The sequence below is a fragment of the Mesorhizobium sp. B2-3-11 genome (genome assembly GCF_006442215.1).
GTDB classification, from domain to species: domain Bacteria; phylum Pseudomonadota; class Alphaproteobacteria; order Rhizobiales; family Rhizobiaceae; genus Mesorhizobium; species Mesorhizobium salmacidum.
Genome location: NZ_VFVS01000016.1, coordinates 123,792 through 142,780 on the forward strand (window position 1 = coordinate 123,792; position 18,989 = coordinate 142,780).

Here is an 18,989-nt window from a genome sequence, read left to right on the forward strand (position 1 = left end):
GACGGCGGGGAGAAACGCAACCGATCTCGTCGGTGCGGGACGCCAGGATCGGTATCCCGCACCGCACCGACGAGCCCCTTGGCCAGGTTTTTGAGCCCGGCATCCGCCCCCGCGGATCTGAAAATTCCTTGCGCCAGACACGTTGCAGACTGCCTGGTCAATGAGTTGCGGCTCTGCCAATCACCCTCCCGCTGCAGCTCCGAACCCCTGTTAAGGTTGGATTTCACGCCAGGGTTGCTCTTCTGTCAATAAAAAGATGTGACTTTTTTTGGGTATTTTGCCCGAAAGCATGGGCAATTCCTTTAAAAGCGTTAGGAATGCCTTGGGAACGGGCAAACTCCGGACGCGCACATATGATCCACTCGAAACGGCATGGCGAGATCCTGCGGCTGCTGCAGGAAGAGGGAACCGTCACCATCGCCAGCCTGGCCGACCGGTTGGGCGTTTCCCTTGAAACCGTGCGGCGGGACGTCAAGCCGCTCACCGGCGACGGCTCGGTTCTGAAGATGCATGGCGCCATTGGCCTGCCGTCGATGATCGGCGAAGCGCCGTTCGAACGGCGCATGCGCGAGCATGCCGATGCCAAGCGGGTCATCGCACGCATGGTTGCCGCCACCATCCGTGACGGCGAATCGATCATGCTCGACACCGGCACCACGACTTCGTTCCTGGCGCGCGAACTGCTCGGCCACCGGCGCCTGACGGTCGTCACCAACTCGTCTGATATTGCCCGCACGCTGGCCACCATCAACGGCAACAAGGTCTATATGGCCGGCGGCGAGCTGCGCAGCGATTCAGGAGCCGCGTTCGGGACGTCGGCGATCGAGTTCGTCAGCCGCTTCTCGGTCAGCCACGCCATCATTTCCACCGGCGCCGTGGATGCGGCGACGGGTGTCATGGACTTTGATCTGGACGAGGCGGAATTCGCCCGCATGGTGCTGTCGCGCGGCCAGCGCTCGCTCGTCGTCACCGACCACACGAAGTTCGGCCGCCAGGGCTTGGTTCAGGTCTGCGGCTTCGACGGCTTTTCCGAACTCGCCACCGATCGCGCGCCGCCGCATGACATTGCCGCCGCCCTCGCACAGGCCGGCGCGCGGCTCAGCATTGCCGGCGGCGAAGCGGGAATTTAGCCGAAGGCGATGTTGTGCATCGGCGTGTCGCGTCTCCGGCATAGACGCCGGAATTCGTTGTCTGCTGTCTGTCATCGACTGATGTCATCGCGGGCGTCCGTGTGAACTCGCGGCGACGCTATGCCGCCAACGCGCGAAAACTCATCCTGAAGCAGGCGCCGCTGGGCTTGCCGTCGAGGATTTCGATGCGTCCGCCATGGAGATGCATGATCTCCTGCACGAGGTTGAGGCCGAGGCCGGCGCCATGATCCTGCGGGCGCAATCGGTAGAAGGGCTCGAAAATGCGCTCCCGCTCGCCCGGTGGCACGCCGTCGCCTTCGTCCCGCACCTCGATGATGGCGGGCGTTGTGACGCTGACGGTGATCTTGCCGGCGCGGCCGCCATGCTCGATGGCGTTCTGCACGATGTTGGTCACCGCACGTTCAATCGCGGTGCGGTCGCCGGTGGCAAGAAGCGTGTCCCTCTCCGGCTCGAAGGACATCTCGTATCCGGCCGAGAATGCCATCGGCGCGAGGTCGACGATGACGCCTCGCGCAATCGCCACGAGATCGACCTTTTCGAAAGGCGATGTCTGCCGGTCCAGACGCTGCAGGTCGAGCAACTGGTCGGTCAGCGTCGAGAGCCGTGCTGCATCCTGCAGCAGCCGTGCCCGTTCCGGTGTCGCCGGCAGCGAGGCGAGGCGCGTGTTGAGGATGGCGACCGGTGTCCTGAGCTCATGGGCGGCGTCGGTGAGGAAACGTTTGTGGCGCTCATAGCCCTTGTCGAGCCGCGCAAGGGCCGCATTCACCGCCTTGACCAGCGGTGTCACCTCTGTCGGTACGTCCTTCAGCGGCAGCTGGACACCCCGCTGGTCGATGTCGATGCGCTCAGCCTCGGCGGCTGCATGGCCCAGGCCCGAAAGGGCGCCACGCACCACCCAGGGTGTCGCGAACAGCGTAGCCAGCGCCATCAGCCCGGCGAGCGGCAATATGCCTTGCAGGAAGAATTGCGGCGCCTGGTCGAGCAGGCGCAACAGCGAAAGCCCGCCCTTGGTGCCGGTGAAGATCTGGACATTGCCGGCCGCCGTATCGGTCCAGCGAATCTTCCCCTCCGGCGGCGCGGTTTGCCCGATTGCGTGGTCGATACGGGCGTCGCTGATAGTGTCCAGCAATCCGGCGAAAGGCTGGAAGATGGGCGGCATGGTGCCCTCCTGCAGCCGCTGGCCCTGCTTGTCTCGGATGATGAACCAGAGATCGGGGACCTCGGATCGCAGCTTCGTCAGGTCCGAGGTCTCGCGCAGGATGAGCTTCCCGCCTGCGTCACGCGCCACCGCATCCGCCAGCACGTCCATTGTGCCGTCCTCATAATCGTGCGGAATGAGCCCGGTGGCGAGCAATGCGACGAGAATGCCGACGATGATCAGCGTCAGCATCGCGCATTGCAGCAAGGCGATGCGCAGCACCAGGCTCCATTTCAGCGAACGCGGGCGCTTGAGGCTCATTGCTTGGCGCTCATGTCGTCTCGCGCAGGAGATAGCCGACGCCGCGAATGCCGTTGATCGTCACGCCGGCATCGGCATCGGCGAGCTTGCGGCGCAGGCGCGAGACATGTGTGTCGAGGGCGTTGGACTGGATCTCGTCATCGAGGCCGAACACCGCGTCCATCAGCGCCTCGCGTTGCACCATGCGGCCGGTGCGCCGCATCAGCGCCTCCAGCACCAGGAGTTCGCGGCGCGGCAGGCTGAGCGGTTCGGCACGGATCGACGCTTCGCGATGCCCGACATCGAGCACCAGATCGCCGGCACGGATGAATTGCGACTGCATCGGCGCCGGGCGCCTGAGCAGCGCGCGCAGGCGAGCCAGCAGTTCCTCGAAGGCGAATGGTTTCGCCAGATAGTCGTCCGCGCCCATGTCCAGCCCATCGACCTTGTCCGATGTGTCGCCTCTCGCCGTCAGCATCAGCACTGGCGTGGTGTTCTTGGCCGAACGCAATCTGGGCACCAGCGACAACCCGTCGCCATCCGGCAACTGGCGGTCGAGCAGGATCGCGTCATAGCTGTCGGCGGCAACGAAGCCTCCCGCCTCGATGAGCGAGCCGGCGTGATCGACCACCATGTCGTGGCGCTTCAGCGCGGCACGCAAGGCAGAGACCATTTCAGGCTCGTCCTCGACCAGCAAGATTCGCATCGACAATTCTCCAGCAGCAGCTTCGGGCGCTACCGCGCCAACATTGCGCAAACATGGCAAAGCCGAACGGCCCGGGTCGACAAACGCTTTCTGTGCCTTCGAGATCGCGCAATGTCTATGCAACCCAGTCGCGGCAAACAGCACCGGTCGGCACGAATCGCCCATGCCGGCGTGAAGGCGTCGGGCCCGAATATGCAACAGGTCGGGCCCGACGTTGAAACGAAATGGCGCTGAAACGAATCAGTTGGCCACACAATCTGGCGTGCTGTTGTCCGGGATTGAGGTTACCATGCCTGCAAATGATGCTCTGTCTTTCCTTGTGGCGTGGACCGTGGCGCCGTTCAGGGTCGGCTCCGTCACGCCGTCCAGCTCCAGCCTGGCGGCATTGATGACGCGCGACATCGGACCCGAGACGGGTCCCGTGCTGGAGCTCGGTCCAGGAACCGGCCCGTTCACGCGAGCGCTGCTGTCACGCGGGGTTAAGGAGGAAGATTTGACGCTGATCGAATCCGATGCGGATTTTGCCGCACTGCTCAAGCGTCGCTTTCCGGCCGCCCGGATATTCGAGATGGATGCTGTCGGTCTGCGCCATCTGTCGCTCTTTCACCGGCCGGTGATTGGTGCTGCCGTCAGCGGCTTGCCTTTCCGGCTGATCTCGCCGCGCAGGACGCTCGCCATTCTCGAAGGTGTTTTCGCCAGCCTTCGCCCGGACGGAGCACTCTATCAGTTCACGCTTGGACGGCGCTGCCCGTTCGACCAGTCGCTGCTCGACAGGCTCGATCTCGAGGTCACGCGGGTTGGCCATACCTTTCGCAACTTCCCGCCGGCGACGGTCTATCGCATCGCCAGGATCAAGACGTCAGAAACATACGACTGGCGCTTCGCATGACCGGACCGTTGTCGGCCATTCTCCGCTTCGGCCTGTTCGGCGTCTTCTGCCTCGCCTTCACCGAAAAGATCCTGCCGATTCCGCCCTCGCATGTGCTGCTGCTGTTCCTCGGTATGACGGCGGCGCCTGACCATGCGACGCTGGCGATCCTGCTGGCGGTGACGACTTCCGCCTCCTTCGCCGGCTGCCTTGTCTGGTATGCGGTCGGCCGCCGGATCGGCTTCGACCGTGCCGACAGGCTGATCGGACGAACCGGCAGATATGTCTTCCTGCGCCCCGAAACCTATCGCAAGCTTGGCCAGGCCTATCGCCGCAATCATGTCAGGGTGTCCTTGCTGGCACAGTTCATCCCGACGGTGCGCAATTACCTGCCGATCGCTGCTGGCGCGCTTTGTCTGCCTGCCTTGCCTTTCGCGGCCGCGACACTGCTTGGCGCCACCATATGGAATGCGGGCTTTCTCCTGACCGGTTACCTCATGCGCGGCAGTGGCCAGGATTCCTTCGCGGTTGGCCTGCGCATCATCGTCATCGTCGTGGCGCTTGAGACGGCCTTCATGCTTGCGTTGCGCTATGGCCCGACATGGCGACGCCGCATCAGGCTGATGCTCGGCTGACCGCGCTGCACCAATCTCCGGTCACGCGATAAGCTCCGCAGCCGGCTTTCCTTCGCTTGCCTGCCGGTGTTTAGTCGGCCCATGGCCTTCACCATCCGTCAGTTGCAGTTCTTCATCGCCGTTGCCGAACAAGGTACGGTGTCGCGCGCGGCGCAAAACCTCTCCATTTCGCAATCGTCGGTCACCGAGGCGATCAAGGAACTTGAAAGCGATCTTGGCGTCGAACTGTTCGAGCGCCATCCGCGCGGCCTCAACATCACCCACAAGGGCCACCAGTTCCTGCGTCATGCGACAAAGATTCTCGCCGATGTGTCCGACGCGCGCCGCTCTTTTTCCGGCGAACAGGCCGTGGCGGGCGGGCGGCTGCAACTCGGCGTCACCTCGCTGGTCGCCGGCTATGTGCTGTCGGATCTGCTTTCACGCTACCGCCGCGCCTATCCGGGCGTCGAGGTCTCGGCCATAGAGGACAATGGCGACTACCTCGAACACCTGCTGATCGGTGGCAAGCTCGACATTGCCGTCATGGTCACCTCCAATTTGCGCGACCGCACTGCCCTGCAATCGGAGATCCTCGAAGTCTCGGCCTACCGGCTGTGGCTGCCGCTCGGCCATCCCTTGGCTGGCGCCGACATTATCGGCATCGGCGATATCGCCTCCGAGCCGCTGATCATGCTGACCGTCGACGAGATCGAGGAGAACACCGGCAAGCTGCTGACGGCGATCGGCGCCAGGCCGCATGTCGCCTTCCGCACCCGTTCCGTGGAAGCCGTGCGCAGCCTCGTCGCCACCGGCGCCGGCGTGGCACTGCTGCCCGACCTTGTCTACCGGCCCTGGTCGCTGGAAGGCGACCGCATTGAATCGCGCGACATTTCCGGTTCCTTGCCGGTGGTGCAGGTCGGCATGGTCTGGCGGCGGGGATCTGGCTTGGCCGCCGCGGCGCGCGACTTCATCGGCCTTGCCCAGTCGCAGCGGACGGTGCGCCAGCGTCTGTGATAGAGATATCGGAAAAACCGATATCGGCCTTCTGATAAATGAATTTGCGAAACCGGAATTTTCAAAGCACCTTCCGTTTCAGGGACCCAAGCTGCCATCAGAGCGGTCAAGTCCAACGGACGAGCTGACAAGTTTTTCAGTCCGCGCGTGATCCAGCGAAAACCGGAGCGGTTTCTGGATCACGCGCCAAAATGGGAGTCGATAATGAATTCATTCCTGAAGTCGTGCACTGCTTTGACGGTCGCGCTGACCCTCTCCGGTCAGGCCATCGCCCAGGTCAAGGAACTCGGCAAGGGCGAGGGCGAGGTCAACATCGTCGCCTGGCCGGGCTATATCGAGCGTGGCGAAACAGACAAGGGCTATGACTGGGTAAGCGCCTTCGAGAAGGAGAGCGGCTGCAGGGTCAACGTCAAGACCGCCAACACCTCGGATGAGATGGTCTCTCTGATGAACGAGGGCGGCTTCGACCTCGTCACCGCGTCGGGCGATGCCTCGCTGCGCCTCGTCGCCGGCAAGCGCGTGCAGCCGATCAACACCGATCTCATCCCGGGCTGGAAGACGGTCGACGACCGGCTGAAGGACGCGCCCTGGTTTACTGTCGGCGGCGTTCATTACGGCGTGCCCTATCAGTGGGGACCGAACATCCTGATGTACAACACCGAGGTGTTCAAGGAAGCGCCGAAGAGCTGGAACGTCGTCTTCGAGGAGATGAAGCTGCCGGACGGCAAGTCCAACAAGGGTCGCGTCCAGGCCTATGACGGACCGATCCACATCGCCGACGCCGCCAACTACCTGATGTTCCACAAGCCGGAACTCGGCATCAAGGACCCATACGAATTGAACGAGGACCAGTACAAGGCGGCGCTCGAATTGCTGCGCGTCCAGCGCACGCTGGTTGGCCGCTACTGGCATGATGCCGCCATCCAGGTCGACGATTTCCAGAATGAAGGCGTGGTTGCTTCGGGCTCGTGGCCCTATCAGGTCAACACGCTGGTCGCCGCCAAGAAGCCGGTCGCCTCGACCGTACCGGAAGAAGGCGTCACCGGCTGGGCCGACACCACCATGATGGAAGCCGACGCGGCGCACCCGAACTGCGCCTATATGTGGCTCGAGCATTCGCTGGCGCCGAAGGTGCAGGGCGATGTCTCCGCCTGGTTCGGCTCGCTGCCGGTCGTGCCCGCCGCGTGCAAGGGCAACGAGCTGCTCGGCGAGGAAGGCTGCAAGACGAACGGCTATGACAATTTCGACAAGATCAAGTTCTGGAAGACGCCGGTCTCGAAATGCGTCACCCAGGACGACCAGTGCGTGCCCTATTATCGCTGGGTGTCGGATTATATCGGCGTCATCGGCGGACGGTGATCTCTCTTACCCTTCCCCTCGTGGGGAGGGTCGACGCGCAGCGTCGGGGTGGGGCTGCTCGGCCGTCTGTGCAGGTCACCCCCACCTGCGGCTTCGCCGCGACCTCCCATCGAGGGGGAGGTGAAGCGGCGTGCTACGCAATCAGACAGAACCAACCGGAAACAGACTGACATCCCATGACCCCAGCCGTTTCCTTTCAAAGAGTCTCGCGCCATTTCGGCAGCGTTCGCGCCGTCGACGCGGTCGACCTCGACATCGTGCCGGGCGAATTCTTCGCCATGCTCGGGCCGTCCGGGTCCGGCAAGACCACGTGTCTGCGCCTGATCGCCGGCTTCGAGCAGCCGACGGCGGGTTCGATCTCGATCTTCGGCGAGCGTGCCGAAGGTGTGCCGCCCTACCGCCGGAACGTCAACACCGTGTTCCAGGACTACGCGCTGTTCCCGCATCTCAATGTGCTCGACAACGTCGCCTACGGGCTGATGGTCAAGCGCGTGAGCAAGGCCGAGCGGCACAAGGCGGCGGAAGAAGCGCTCTCGCTGGTGCGACTGCCCGGCTACGGCGCCCGGCGGCCCGGCCAGCTCTCCGGGGGCCAGCGCCAGCGTGTCGCGCTCGCCCGCGCGCTGGTCAACCAGCCCAAGGTGCTGCTGCTCGACGAGCCGCTCGGCGCGCTCGACCTCAAGCTGCGTGAAAACATGCAGGAGGAGCTGAAATCGCTGCAGAAGGCGCTCGGCATCACCTTCGTCTTCGTCACCCACGACCAGGGCGAGGCACTGTCGATGGCCGACCGCGTCGCCGTCTTCAACGATGGCAAGATCATGCAGATCGGCACGCCGGAGGACATCTATCAGCGGCCGAGCACGCGCTTTGTCGCTGATTTCGTCGGTTCCTCGAACGTGCTGCCGCCGGATTTCGTCCAGCGTTATTCAGGCCAGAGCCGCTGGGGCAGCCTGCGGCCTGAATCCATTCGCGTCGGCCGTGCCGCAAGCGGCGAGGGCGTCGCCGCGCGCCTCGTCTCGACCAATTATCTCGGCGCCACCACCCGGCTGGCGCTCGATGCCGACGGATTGAAACTGCACGCCGTGGTGCCGGCCGGCACTGCCCTGCCGGCGGAGGGCGAGGCGGTGGTGCTCACCTTCAACCGCGAGCACCTGCATCTTATGGACGAGCCGGCATGATTGACGTTTGCGTGAAGCACTCCCCTCTGTCCTGCCGGACATCCGGCAGGACAGAGGGGGGTGTGAAGGATCTCGGCCTTGCCGCCATTGATCCAATCGACAAGGTGGCGCCGTGAGCATCGTCGCCCTCAACGCCAATCCCGTACCCGCCATCCTGCCCGGCAGCGGCGGTCTGCGCGGTGCGCTCTCCGACCTTTTCTGGCGCCGGCCAAAAGTCCTGCCGCTCCTCATGCTGCTGCCGCCGGTTTTGTGGCTCGGCATCGTCTATATCGGCTCGCTGTTCGCGCTTTTGGCGCAGAGCTTTTTCTCCATCGACGAGTTCTCCGGCCTCATCAACCGCCAGTTCACGCTGAAGACCTATGGCGACCTGTTACAGGCCGCCAATCTCGACATCATCCTGCGCACGGTGACGATGGCGGCCCTGGTTACGCTGGCTTCGGCCATCGTCGCCTTCCCCATTGCCTACTACGCGGCGCGCTATGCACGCGGCCGCTGGAAGGCACTGTTCTATCTCGGCGTCATGCTGCCGCTGTGGTCGAGCTATCTGGTCAAGATCTATGCCTGGAAGCTGATCCTGGCCAAGGAAGGCATTTTGACCTGGCTGCTCACCAAGCTGCACTTGTTGTGGCTGCTCGACGCCTGGCTGTCGCTGCCCGTGGTCGGTGGCAATTCGCTGTCGGTATCGTTCACCGGCACTTTCATCGTCTTCGTCTATGTCTGGCTGCCTTTCATGATCCTGCCCGTTCAGGCGGCCCTCGAGCGCGTGCCCGGCAATCTGGTCGAGGCGTCGTCCGATCTCGGCGCCTCGCCCGGCCAGACCTTCCGCAACGTGCTGTTTCCGCTGGCGCTGCCTGGCATCGTCGCCGGCTCGATCTTCACCTTCTCGCTGACATTGGGCGATTACATCATCCCGCAGATCATCGGGACGTCGCGCCTGTTCATCGGCCAGGCCGTCTATTCGCAGCAAGGCACGGCCGGCAACATTCCGCTGGCCGCCGCCTTCACCGTGGTGCCCATCGTCATCATGGGCTTCTATCTCTGGGGCGCCAAGCGCATGGGGGCCTTCGATGCGCTCTGACCCTGGTCAATCCGCTCCGCTCGGCCTGAAGGCCGCCGCTGCCTGCGGCCTGCTCTTCCTGCATTTGCCGATCCTGCTGATCTTCGTCTACGCCTTCACCACCGAGGAGAAGAGTTTCGTCTGGCCGCCGCCCGGGCTGACCACGCAATGGTTCGCCGTCACCTGGAACCGGCCCGACGTCTGGGAAGCGCTGTCGCTGTCGGTCCGCGTCGCCGCCATCTCGACCACGATTGCGCTGGTGCTCGGCACGCTGTGCGCCGCCGCCGTGTCGCGGACGAAATTCTTCGGCCGCGAAACCATCTCGCTGCTGGTTATCCTGCCGATCGCGTTGCCCGGCATCATCACCGGCATCGCGCTGCGTTCGGCCTTCGCGCTGGCAGACATCCCCTTCTCGTTCTGGACGATCGTGCTTGGCCACGCCACTTTCTGCGTGGTCGTGGTCTACAACAACGCCGTCGCTCGTTTCCGTCGCACCTCGGGCTCGATGATCGAGGCCTCTATGGATCTCGGCGCCGACGGCTTCCAGACTTTTCGCCACGTCGTGCTGCCCAATATCGCCACCGCATTGCTCGCCGGCGGCATGCTCGCCTTTGCCCTTTCCTTCGACGAGGTCATCGTCACCACCTTCACCGCCGGCCAGCAGCAGACGGTGCCGATCTGGATGCTGGAGGAACTGATCCGTCCGCGCCAGCGTCCGGTCACCAACGTCGTGGCCATGGTCGTCGTCCTGGTGACGCTGCTGCCGATCCTGTTTGCCTATTACCTGACCCGCGACGGCGACCAGATCGCCGGAAGCGGGAAATGAAAAAAGTGAGTGGTGAGTAGTGAGCAGGGAATAGCCGAATCCACGGTGGAAGCTCATCCACTACTCACTACTCACCTCTGCCCAAGGAGACCCCAATGGACACCCAGATGCTGATCGGCTCCAAATTCGAGAAGGGCGCCGAGACCGAGGAGCCGATCCTCAATCCGAAGACCGGGGCGACCATTCTCAACCTGCCCGAAGCCAGTCAGGCACAGATCGAGGCCGCCGTTGCGGCAGCGGGACAAGCGTTCGTCTTGTGGTCTCGCACCACGCCGGCGCAACGCTCCGGCTACCTGCTCAAAATTGCCGACCGCATCGAGGCCGAGGCCAAGGAATTTGCCACGCTCGAGGCGCTGAATTGCGGCAAGCCTATCAACGCAGTGCTCAATGACGAAATCCCGGCCATCGTCGACTGCTACCGCTTCTTCGCCGGCGCGGTCCGCTCCATGCCGGGTGTGGTCGCGGGCGAATACCTGCCCGGCCACACCTCGATGGTGCGGCGCGATCCGATCGGCATCGTCGCTTCGATCGCGCCATGGAATTATCCGCTGATGATGATGGCCTGGAAGCTGGCGCCGGCGATCGCCGGCGGCAACACCGTCGTCTTCAAGCCGTCGGAGCAGACGCCGCTGACGGCGCTGAAGCTGGCAAGGATTCTGGCCGAAGTGCTGCCCGAGGGCGTCGTCAATGTCGTGCTTGGCCGGGGCGACAGCGTCGGCAACACGCTGATCAACCATCCCAAGGTCAATATGATCTCGATCACCGGTGACGTCGCCACCGGCAAGAAGGTGCTGCAGGCCGCCGCCAAATCGGTCAAGCGCACGCATCTCGAACTTGGTGGCAAGGCGCCGGTCATCGTCTTCGATGACGCCGATCTCGGCGCCGTCGTCAAGGGCTTGCGCGCCTTCGGCTACTACAATGCCGGCCAGGACTGCACCGCCGCCTGCCGCATCTATGCCGGCAAGAAGATCTACGACAAGCTGGTCGCCGATCTGTCCTCCGCCGTCTCGACCATCAAATACAACCAGCCCGACGACACCGAGAACGAAATCGGGCCATTGATCTCGCGCCGCCAGCGCGATCGCGTCTCGAGCTTTGTCGAGCGTGCCTCGGAGCTGAAGCACATCGAGATCACCACCGGCGGCAAGCCGGGCGAGGGCACCGGCTTCTACTACCAGCCGACCGTCGTCGCCGGTGCGCTGCAGGAGGACGAGATCGTGCGCCGCGAAGTGTTCGGCCCGGTCGTCTCGATCACTCGTTTCGCGGAAGTCGACGAGGCGGTGAGCTGGGCCAACGACAGCGACTACGGTCTGGCGTCATCGGTATGGACCAGGGACGTCTCACGCGCCATGGCGACTGCCGCCCGCCTGCAATATGGCTGCACCTGGATCAACACCCACTTCATGCTGACCAACGAGATGCCGCATGGCGGGCTGAAACAGTCCGGCTACGGCAAGGACATGTCGCTCTACGCGCTGGAGGACTACACCGCCGTGCGCCACGTGATGGTTGCGCATGGGTGAGAAGCGGTGCGCGAAGCGGACGAAAAGCCAATTGCTTGGCTTTTCGAGCGTCTAACGCCCTGAGCCTGCGAAGAGCCGGGACGCCGCCCGTCCTTCTCCCCTTGTGGGCCCGAAGGGCGGGCCACAAGGGGAGAGATAGTTGCACAGCCGCTACTCCACGATGCGATAGATGTTCCACAGGCTGGTGCCCGACACGACATAGGGCTCCATCTCCTTGCCCCATTTGGCGTGCGCGTCGATCTTGCCGATCTTGGCAAACATCGCCTCCAACTGGGCCAGGCTCTCGACCTGGTGATGCGACTCGACCGTCGCTTCACGGGCACCGATCGATCCGGTCATGATCTGGAATTTGAGTTCCGTGAGGCCGACCTGCGAGCCGATCTCGCGTTCCCATTTCCGCATCAACTCGAGCACCGTCTGCTTGTGCCCGAACTTGGCGTCGATCTGCCATCTGGCGCTGAACATGTTGATTCTCCTCCATCATTTGCGGCTCGGGCCGCGGGTTGATCTACTCGTCCCAGGCCTGCACGACGGTCTGGCGCGCGATCAGGCCGTTCTTCAACTCCAGCATCGCCGCGCAGAACACCTTGGTGCCGTCCGGGTAGGCGCATGCCTGGGTGAATGCCAGGCTGTCGCCGTCGGCGATGGTGGTGTCGATCTTGTGGGTCATCGCCCGGCTGCAGATGTCGTCCCAGAACGTCGTGATCGCCGCGCGCCCGCGGATTTCGCGCGGCTTGCTCGGCGGGTTGTTGCGGTCGATCACCCGCACCAACGCATCGTCGGCATAGAAGCTCGACAGCATCTTTCCATCACGCCCTTCGATCGCCTTCTTGATCGCCGCGCCGTCCACTGTTTGGGTCTTGGTCAGCATTTATCCTCCATATGCCCGTCTTCACGATCGGGCGGTTGATGCTTTGAGGTGCCGCCCGGCACTCATCGCCGGGCCGGGGTCTTCACTGCGACTTCGCCTTTACGGCAGCGAATACGCCGTCGGTTTGTTTCTTGAAGGTCGCGAGATCGACCTGGCTGCCGTTGAGGATCGTCGACCAATGGCGAACGATTGCCGCCATCGCGATCGTCTCCTTGATCTCCTCGTCGCTCGCGCCGTTGAGCTTGGCGGCCTCGGTGTGGAAATAGATGCAATACTGGCACGGGATCTGTGACGCGACCGCGAGCCCCATCAACTCCTTGGTCTTGCCGTCGAGCGCGGTCTTGGGGTTGAGCTGGACGCCCTTGATCTCGGCCCAGGCGCCGGCGATGGCGACGTCAGGCAGTGTCTTGAACATATCCGGCACGGAGCCGAGCGTCGCCTCGATGTCCTTGTAGGCCGCTGTTGCCGACGCATCCTCGGCCTTCGCCGGAGTGATCGTGAACAGCGCGCCAATGCCCGCCGCGATCATAAGTGACCTGACATTCAGTTTTGACTTGGGCATTTCATCCTCCGTTCGCAGCGCCTTTCCCGGCGATATCCGCCTTGGCCTGCAAGGGGAATTGATAGCGCCTACATCGGTGTCCCCGCTTCGCCCGAAAGCGCCATGGCTCTCATGGCCCATCCGGGCCAGTCTGCCTGGCGGAAAATGCCGCCGCCGCCGCTCGCGATGGCAGGTCGAGCTTGAGCAATATGTTGGCGACGTGGCGCTTGACCGTGTGCTCGCTCAGCCTGAGTTCCGCGGCGATCGCCGCATTGCTCTTGCCATCGGCGATCAATTTCACGACTTCGCTCTCGCGCGTTGTCAGGCAGGCCGGTTCGGTCGCCCTGGTCTTGGGCCGGCAAGCCGGGTCCAGGTGCTGTTCGGACATCGCAAGCACAAGCGCCAGCGGCTCGTCCAGCTCGTCGATGGCGATACGCCCGCGATCGACGAAATGAAGTCCCGAGCCGACTGCCAGATCGGCGACCAGCCTCGATGCCAGTATCTCGCCGCGCCCGGCGAGAGCGGCGAGTTGTATCGTCACGCGGCTCGTCAATCCTGCAGGGGGCCCGCGCAACTCGATCTCGCCGACATGCGCCCCTTGCGCGCTCGCCACCCCGATTTGCTGCGCCGCGTCGCGCAACGCCGCCGCGCAGCGTAAGGCCCGTCCCGGGCCATCGAAACGCGAAATCATCATTTCGCCATGCATATCCGCGCAGCGCCCGCCATGGCGCACCACAAGTGTCCGCCATGTTTCGTGGAAATGCTCGCTGCGTTCGCTCCACATCCTGTCGCCAAGCGGTGCCGTGTCGTAGATGCGTGTCACCAGAAGTGCGGCCAGAACGCGTTCGGCTTCGGCCACGGCGCGCTCGCCGGTCAGGAATTCCTCGATCAGGTCGGCCACCCGGTCGACATCGCCGGTCCAGATCGGATGGTCGCGCCCCGGGATTTCGACCAGCCGCGCGTTGGGGATCTTCCTGGCCAGAAAGCGGCTGGCGTCGGGATCGACCCGCACGTCGTTGCGGCGATGGATCAGCAGCGTCGGCGCGTCGATCGCCGCCAGGATACCGCGTACGTCGATCTCCGCGTTCATCCGCGCCAGCGCCGCCGCTGCCGTCGGGCTGGCCGAGAGCCGTTCGAACCGCGCCCACCAGGTTGAAAATCGGGCGTCATCGACCCTGCCCGGCGCGAAATTGGTGAAGGTGGCGCCTGTCCCCCAGGCCGTCTCGGCCGTCGCGATGAAGGCTTCCAGACGCTCCGGCGGCATCACCCATTTGTGGAAATGCGCATAGCCGCCATAGAGCGCCAGCGCCCGCGCGCGCTCCGGATAGCTGGCGGCGAACAGCATCGCCATCGGCGCGCCTTCGGAAGCGCCAAGCAGGGCGGCACGGCCGCTGCCGGCCGCATCCATCACCGCGCGCACATCGTCCATGCGGGTCTCGAGGCTGGGCAGGTGATGGACGTCGACGCGGTCGGAGAGACCCGTGCCGCGCTTGTCGAACAGGATCAGCCGTGAGAACGCCGAAAGCCGCCTCAGGAGCCTGGTATAGCCCTCGTCTTCCCAGTGCAGGTCGAGATTGGAGATGAAGCCCGGCACGAAGATGAGATCGAACGACCCCTGGCCGATCACCTGATAGGCGATCCGCACCTCGCCGCTAAGGGCGTATCGGGTCTCGATCGGCCTCACGAGGGTGTCCGCCCGGCCTGACGATTTCTGTTCGCCAACCATAGCAGAGCCGCGCCGGTTGCGGCAGTTTATATTTTAGCGGAAGTGAATGTGCGGCCGCCGCGGCTATTCTTGCGGTGCCGCGACGTCGCCCGGAAAAGCCTCGAGTCCGAGCTTGAGATCGGCCTCCGCCGGCGTGATCGGCCGCTTGATCCTGGCCGAAGCGACCACAACCAGTTCGTCGAAGCCTTCGCCGCCACTGTCCAGCATCTCGAAAAACTGGCGCCGCATCCTCGGCTCCCAAAACTTGTTGATATGTTCGGCGACGCCGGCAACGCCTTCCTCGCGTGGCCTGGAGTGGAAAAAGGCGGCGATCTGGTTGGCCATGCGCACCAGCTTTTCCCGTGTGCTCATGATGTGCTCTTCGTCATGCGACATGCTGGGTAACTCCGGAGATCACCCGGTCAGGGTGCGTAAAAACATCGAAATCATCGCCGCGCACCAACGCCACTAGCGTCATGCCGGCTTCCTGCGCCGTGCGGATGGCAAGGGCGGTGGGAGCGGAAACGGCGATGATGAAGGCCGAACCGATCGCTGCCGTCTTCTGCACCATCTCGACCGAAACACGGCTGGTCACCACGACCGCGCCCGATGCGCCATCGATATTGGCCTTGGCCAGCGCCCCCGCCAGCTTGTCGAGCGCATTGTGGCGGCCGACATCCTCGCGCGCCATGACGACGCCCTTGCCAGGCACGTAGAAGCCGGCTGCATGCACGGCGCCCGTCTCGGTATGCAGCGGCTGCACCTTCGACAGCAACTTGACCGAGCGGATGATGTCGTCGGCCTCAAGCGTAAGTTTCGACGCACCGACCGCATTGACCGAGCGCATCGCTTCCTCGATGGATTCGATGCCGCAGAGCCCGCAGCCGACCGGTCCGGCAAGCCGCCGCCGCCGCGCTTCGAAGCGCGTATTGGCCTGGTCCTTCAGCCGGATCTGAATATCGATGCCGGCGCCATGATCTTCCACTTCGATGGCTTCGATCTCGTCAGGCGCGGCGATGATGCCTTCGGTCAGCGAGAAGCCGAGCGCGAAATCCTCGAAATCGGCGGGGCTCGCCATCATCACCGCATGCGTGGTGCCGGCAAACGAGAACGCCACCGGCGTCTCCTCCGGAACCATGCGGTCGGCCGCAGCCGTGCCGCCGGCGCGGTGCGCCAGTCGCGATATCTGCGTCGTCGCTTTGCGGCGCGCGGCCAAGACTACTCCGCCGCCTGCAGCGGAGCGATGCGGCGGCTCTGCTTGGCCTGCTCGTCATAGTCGCGCTGCCATTCGGACGGGCCGTTGGACGCGCCGACCTGCACTGCGGTCACCTTGTATTCCGGACAATTGGTCGCCCAGTCGGAGAAGTCGGTGGTGATGACGTTGGCCTGCGTGTCGGGATGGTGGAAGGTGGTGTAGACCACGCCCGGCGACACCCGGTCGGTGATCAGCGCGCGCAGCGTCGTCTCGCCCGAACGGCTGGTCAGCCGGACCCAGTCGCCATCGCGCAGGCCGCGGTTTTCGGCGTCATGCGGATGGATTTCCAGCCGGTCCTCGGAGTGCCACATGACATTTTCGGTACGCCGTGTCTGCGCGCCGACATTGTACTGCGACAAGATCCGGCCGGTGGTCAGCAGCAGCGGGAAGCGCGGTCCGGTCCTTTCGTCCGTCGCCACATATTCGGTGCGGATGAACTTGCCCTTGCCGCGCACGAAGCCGTCGACATGCATGATCGGCGTGCCGAGCGGTGCCTTGTCGTTGCAGGGCCATTGCACGGAGCCGACGCGGTCGAGCAGGTCGAAGGAGACGTTGGCGAAGCTTGGCGTCGTCTTGGCGATCTCGTCCATGATTTCGGACGGATGCGTATAGTTCCAGTCGAGACCGATCGCGCGGGCGAGCTCCTGCGTCGCCTCCCAATCGGCGTAGCGCGCCTTCGGCTCCAGCACCTTGCGCACCATGTTGATGCGGCGCTCGGCATTGGTGAAGGTGCCGTCCTTCTCGAGGAAGGTCGAGCCCGGCAGGAAGACGTGCGCGTAGTTCGCCGTCTCGTTGAGGAAAAGGTCGTGCACGACCACGCATTCCATCGCGGCAAGGCCGGCGGCGACATGCTTGGTGTCGGGATCGGACTGCAGGATGTCCTCGCCCTGGATGTAGATGCCCTTGAACGAGCCGTCGACTGCCGCATCCAGCATGTTGGGAATACGCAGGCCGGGTTCGTCGTCGAGTTTCACGCCCCACAGGCTCTCATAGATGTCGCGCACCGCGTCGCCCGAAATGTGCCGGTAGCCCGGCAGTTCATGCGGGAACGAGCCCATGTCGCACGAGCCCTGCACATTGTTCTGGCCGCGCAGCGGGTTCACGCCGACGCCCGGGCGGCCGATATTGCCGGTGGCCATCGCGAGATTGGCGATCGCCATCACCGTGGTCGAGCCCTGGCTGTGCTCGGTGACGCCGAGGCCGTAGTAGATCGCGCCATTGCCGCCCTTGGCGTAGAGGCGCGCGGCACCGCGGATCAGCTCGGGATCGACGCCGGACAACTTGCCGACGGTTTCGGGGCTGTTCTCCGGCAGGGCGACGAAGGACGCCCAGTCCTGGAATTCCGCCCAGTCGCAGCGCTCGCGGATAAAGGCTTCGTCGAAAAGGCCCTCGGTGACGATGACATGCGCCAGCGAGGTCAGCACGGCGACATTGGTGCCGGGCTTCAGCGGCAAATGGTAGTCCGCTTCGACGTGGGCCGACTTGACCATCTCAGTGCGGCGCGGATCGAGCACGATCAGCTTGGCGCCCTGACGCAGCCGCTTCTTCAGTCGCGAGGCGAACACCGGGTGAGCGGAAGCCGGATTGGCGCCGATGATGACGGCGACGTCGGTGAATTCGACGGAATCGAAGTCCTGCGTGCCGGCCGAGGTGCCGTAGGTCTGGCCGAGCCCATAGCCGGTCGGCGAATGGCAGACGCGTGCACAGGTGTCGACATTGTTATTGCGGAAGCCCTGCCGAACCAGCTTCTGGACGAGATAGGTCTCCTCATTCGTGCAGCGCGAGGAGGTGATGCCGCCGATCGCGGTACGGCCGTACTGGTACTGGATGCGGCGGAATTCCTTGGCCGTGTGGGCGATCGCCTCTTCCCAGCTCACCTCGCGCCAGGGATCGCTGACCTTTTCGCGGATCATCGGCGACAGGATGCGGTCCTTGTGCGTGGCGTAGCCATAGGCGAAGCGGCCCTTCACGCAGGAATGGCCGTGGTTGGCCATACCCTCCTTGTAGGGCATCATGCGGATGACCTCGTCGCCCTTCACTTCGGCCTTGAACGAGCAGCCGACGCCGCAATAGGCGCAGGTGGTGACGGCGGAGCGCTCCGGCAGGCCCTTTTCGAGCACGGTCTTCTCGCGCAGCGCATCGGTCGGGCAGGCCTGCACGCAGGCGCCGCAGGACACGCATTCGGAAGCGATGAAATCCTCGTGCATGCCGGCGACCATGCGCGATTCGAAGCCGCGGCCCTCTATGGTCAGCGCAAAAGTGCCTTGCACCTCCTCGCAGGCGCGCACGCAGCGCGAGCAGACGATGCACTGCGCCGGATCGTAGGTGAAATAGGGGTTGGATTCATCGCGGGCGATGTAATCGACCGCGAGCGAGCCATGGCCCGGCGCAACGCCGCTTTCTTCCTTGACGTGGTTGCGGCCCTCGACGCCATAGCGATTTTCGGTCAGGCCGACGGACTTCGCCACCACATCGAACTCGCTGGCGCCGGTTCCGGCCTTCTCGTTCCAGCCGGTCGGATGATCGGAGACGTAGAGTTCCATGACGCCGCGGCGGATGGCATCGAGCCTGTCCGACTGCGTGCGCACCACCATGCCCTCGCCGACAGGCGTCGTGCAGGAAGCCGGCGTGCCGCCGCGCCCTTCGATCTCGACGAGGCAGACGCGGCAGGAACCGAAGGAGTCCAGCATGTCGGTGGCGCAGAGTTTCGGGATCTCCACTCCGCCTTCCATCGCCGCACGCATGATCGACGTGCCTTCCGGCACGCTGATGCTGCGGCCATCGACGGTCAGCGTGACCTGCTTCTCAGCCTTCGATTGCGGAGTTCCGTAATCGAGTTCTTCGATGAGCGTCGGGAAGTCGGCCTTGATGTTCATCTGCCAGCTC

18 protein-coding genes are annotated in these 18,989 nt (G+C 64.1%); 9 read left to right on the forward strand and 9 right to left on the reverse strand.

Features of this window, described 5'->3' with window-relative positions:
- The first annotated feature begins 353 nt into the window (after positions 1–353).
- Positions 354–1,130, forward strand: a complete 777-nt coding sequence (locus tag FJ960_RS21230; RefSeq protein WP_140716541.1) for a DeoR/GlpR family DNA-binding transcription regulator — start codon at positions 354–356, stop codon at positions 1,128–1,130.
- Positions 1,131–1,248: 118 nt separating this feature from the next.
- Here the strand turns inward: FJ960_RS21230 and FJ960_RS21235 are convergent, their stop codons facing one another.
- Positions 1,249–2,610, reverse strand: coding sequence for a HAMP domain-containing sensor histidine kinase (locus tag FJ960_RS21235; RefSeq protein ID WP_140716543.1), 1,362 nt, complete (start codon positions 2,608–2,610; stop codon positions 1,249–1,251).
- A 10-nt stretch (positions 2,611–2,620) separates the two neighbouring features.
- Positions 2,621–3,295, reverse strand: coding sequence for a response regulator transcription factor (locus tag FJ960_RS21240; RefSeq protein ID WP_140716545.1), 675 nt, complete (start codon positions 3,293–3,295; stop codon positions 2,621–2,623).
- Between the two features lie 289 nt (positions 3,296–3,584).
- Here FJ960_RS21240 and FJ960_RS21245 point away from each other — a divergent pair, with 289 nt between their 5' ends.
- The 8 genes from FJ960_RS21245 (at position 3,585) to FJ960_RS21280 (ending at position 11,731) form a co-directional block, all read left to right on the forward strand.
- Entirely contained in the window at positions 3,585–4,184 is a 600-nt protein-coding gene (locus tag FJ960_RS21245) for an rRNA adenine N-6-methyltransferase family protein (protein ID WP_140716547.1), read from the forward strand.
- Positions 4,181–4,798 (forward strand): DedA family protein, encoded by a 618-nt coding sequence (locus FJ960_RS21250; protein WP_140716549.1) that lies wholly within the window; start codon positions 4,181–4,183, stop codon positions 4,796–4,798. Before FJ960_RS21245 ends, FJ960_RS21250 begins: the two co-directional genes overlap by 4 nt.
- An 81-nt stretch (positions 4,799–4,879) precedes the next feature.
- A complete protein-coding gene (locus tag FJ960_RS21255) occupies positions 4,880–5,791 on the forward strand; it encodes a LysR substrate-binding domain-containing protein (RefSeq protein ID WP_140509184.1) in 912 nt (303 codons plus the stop codon).
- A gap of 204 nt (positions 5,792–5,995) precedes the next feature.
- Positions 5,996–7,150 carry an ABC transporter substrate-binding protein gene (locus tag FJ960_RS21260; protein ID WP_140716551.1) on the forward strand — a complete coding sequence of 385 codons (1,155 nt, stop codon included), beginning with the start codon at positions 5,996–5,998 and terminating at the stop codon, positions 7,148–7,150.
- Between the two features lie 176 nt (positions 7,151–7,326).
- The gene (locus FJ960_RS21265) at positions 7,327–8,325 is read left to right on the forward strand and encodes an ABC transporter ATP-binding protein (protein ID WP_140509188.1); all 999 of its coding nucleotides are present in this window, start codon (positions 7,327–7,329) and stop codon (positions 8,323–8,325) included.
- 118 nt (positions 8,326–8,443) lie between these two features.
- Positions 8,444–9,403 (forward strand): ABC transporter permease, encoded by a 960-nt coding sequence (locus FJ960_RS21270; RefSeq protein WP_140716597.1) that lies wholly within the window; start codon positions 8,444–8,446, stop codon positions 9,401–9,403.
- Positions 9,393–10,208 (forward strand): ABC transporter permease, encoded by an 816-nt coding sequence (locus tag FJ960_RS21275; protein WP_140509190.1) that lies wholly within the window; start codon positions 9,393–9,395, stop codon positions 10,206–10,208. The genes FJ960_RS21270 and FJ960_RS21275 overlap by 11 nt, the downstream gene beginning before the upstream one ends.
- A 95-nt stretch (positions 10,209–10,303) precedes the next feature.
- On the forward strand, positions 10,304–11,731 hold the full coding sequence (locus FJ960_RS21280; protein ID WP_140716553.1) for a gamma-aminobutyraldehyde dehydrogenase: 1,428 nt from the start codon (positions 10,304–10,306) through the stop codon (positions 11,729–11,731).
- 150 nt (positions 11,732–11,881) lie between these two features.
- Here the strand turns inward: FJ960_RS21280 and FJ960_RS21285 are convergent, their stop codons facing one another.
- The 7 genes from FJ960_RS21285 to fdhF form a co-directional block, all read right to left on the reverse strand.
- A complete protein-coding gene (locus FJ960_RS21285; protein WP_015314126.1) occupies positions 11,882–12,196 on the reverse strand; it encodes a hypothetical protein in 315 nt (104 codons plus the stop codon).
- A 43-nt stretch (positions 12,197–12,239) separates the two neighbouring features.
- Positions 12,240–12,602 carry a nuclear transport factor 2 family protein gene (locus tag FJ960_RS21290; protein WP_140716555.1) on the reverse strand — a complete coding sequence of 121 codons (363 nt, stop codon included), beginning with the start codon at positions 12,600–12,602 and terminating at the stop codon, positions 12,240–12,242.
- A gap of 82 nt (positions 12,603–12,684) precedes the next feature.
- The gene (locus tag FJ960_RS21295) at positions 12,685–13,164 is read right to left on the reverse strand and encodes a carboxymuconolactone decarboxylase family protein (RefSeq protein WP_140716557.1); all 480 of its coding nucleotides are present in this window, start codon (positions 13,162–13,164) and stop codon (positions 12,685–12,687) included.
- A 109-nt stretch (positions 13,165–13,273) separates the two neighbouring features.
- Positions 13,274–14,827 (reverse strand): alpha/beta fold hydrolase, encoded by a 1,554-nt coding sequence (locus FJ960_RS21300; RefSeq protein WP_140716559.1) that lies wholly within the window; start codon positions 14,825–14,827, stop codon positions 13,274–13,276.
- A gap of 105 nt (positions 14,828–14,932) precedes the next feature.
- A complete protein-coding gene (locus FJ960_RS21305; RefSeq protein WP_027142158.1) occupies positions 14,933–15,244 on the reverse strand; it encodes a formate dehydrogenase subunit delta in 312 nt (103 codons plus the stop codon).
- Positions 15,234–16,064 (reverse strand): formate dehydrogenase accessory sulfurtransferase FdhD, encoded by an 831-nt coding sequence (gene fdhD, locus FJ960_RS21310; RefSeq protein ID WP_140716561.1) that lies wholly within the window; start codon positions 16,062–16,064, stop codon positions 15,234–15,236. The genes FJ960_RS21305 and fdhD overlap by 11 nt, the downstream gene beginning before the upstream one ends.
- A gap of 2 nt (positions 16,065–16,066) precedes the next feature.
- A complete protein-coding gene (gene fdhF, locus FJ960_RS21315) occupies positions 16,067–18,979 on the reverse strand; it encodes a formate dehydrogenase subunit alpha (protein WP_140716563.1) in 2,913 nt (970 codons plus the stop codon).
- Positions 18,980–18,989 lie beyond the last annotated feature (10 nt).

Coding starts and splice junctions, on each gene's coding strand:
- FJ960_RS21230 (WP_140716541.1), top strand. CDS start 354: ATGATCCACTCGAAACGGCATGGCGAGATCCTGCGGCTGCTGCAGGAA.
- FJ960_RS21235 (WP_140716543.1), bottom strand. CDS start 2,610: ATGAGCCTCAAGCGCCCGCGTTCGCTGAAATGGAGCCTGGTGCTGCGC.
- FJ960_RS21240 (WP_140716545.1), bottom strand. CDS start 3,295: ATGCGAATCTTGCTGGTCGAGGACGAGCCTGAAATGGTCTCTGCCTTG.
- FJ960_RS21245 (WP_140716547.1), top strand. CDS start 3,585: ATGCCTGCAAATGATGCTCTGTCTTTCCTTGTGGCGTGGACCGTGGCG.
- FJ960_RS21250 (WP_140716549.1), top strand. CDS start 4,181: ATGACCGGACCGTTGTCGGCCATTCTCCGCTTCGGCCTGTTCGGCGTC.
- FJ960_RS21255 (WP_140509184.1), top strand. CDS start 4,880: ATGGCCTTCACCATCCGTCAGTTGCAGTTCTTCATCGCCGTTGCCGAA.
- FJ960_RS21260 (WP_140716551.1), top strand. CDS start 5,996: ATGAATTCATTCCTGAAGTCGTGCACTGCTTTGACGGTCGCGCTGACC.
- FJ960_RS21265 (WP_140509188.1), top strand. CDS start 7,327: ATGACCCCAGCCGTTTCCTTTCAAAGAGTCTCGCGCCATTTCGGCAGC.
- FJ960_RS21275 (WP_140509190.1), top strand. CDS start 9,393: ATGCGCTCTGACCCTGGTCAATCCGCTCCGCTCGGCCTGAAGGCCGCC.
- FJ960_RS21280 (WP_140716553.1), top strand. CDS start 10,304: ATGGACACCCAGATGCTGATCGGCTCCAAATTCGAGAAGGGCGCCGAG.
- FJ960_RS21285 (WP_015314126.1), bottom strand. CDS start 12,196: ATGTTCAGCGCCAGATGGCAGATCGACGCCAAGTTCGGGCACAAGCAG.
- FJ960_RS21290 (WP_140716555.1), bottom strand. CDS start 12,602: ATGCTGACCAAGACCCAAACAGTGGACGGCGCGGCGATCAAGAAGGCG.
- FJ960_RS21295 (WP_140716557.1), bottom strand. CDS start 13,164: ATGCCCAAGTCAAAACTGAATGTCAGGTCACTTATGATCGCGGCGGGC.
- FJ960_RS21305 (WP_027142158.1), bottom strand. CDS start 15,244: ATGTCGCATGACGAAGAGCACATCATGAGCACACGGGAAAAGCTGGTG.
- fdhF (WP_140716563.1), bottom strand. CDS start 18,979: ATGAACATCAAGGCCGACTTCCCGACGCTCATCGAAGAACTCGATTAC.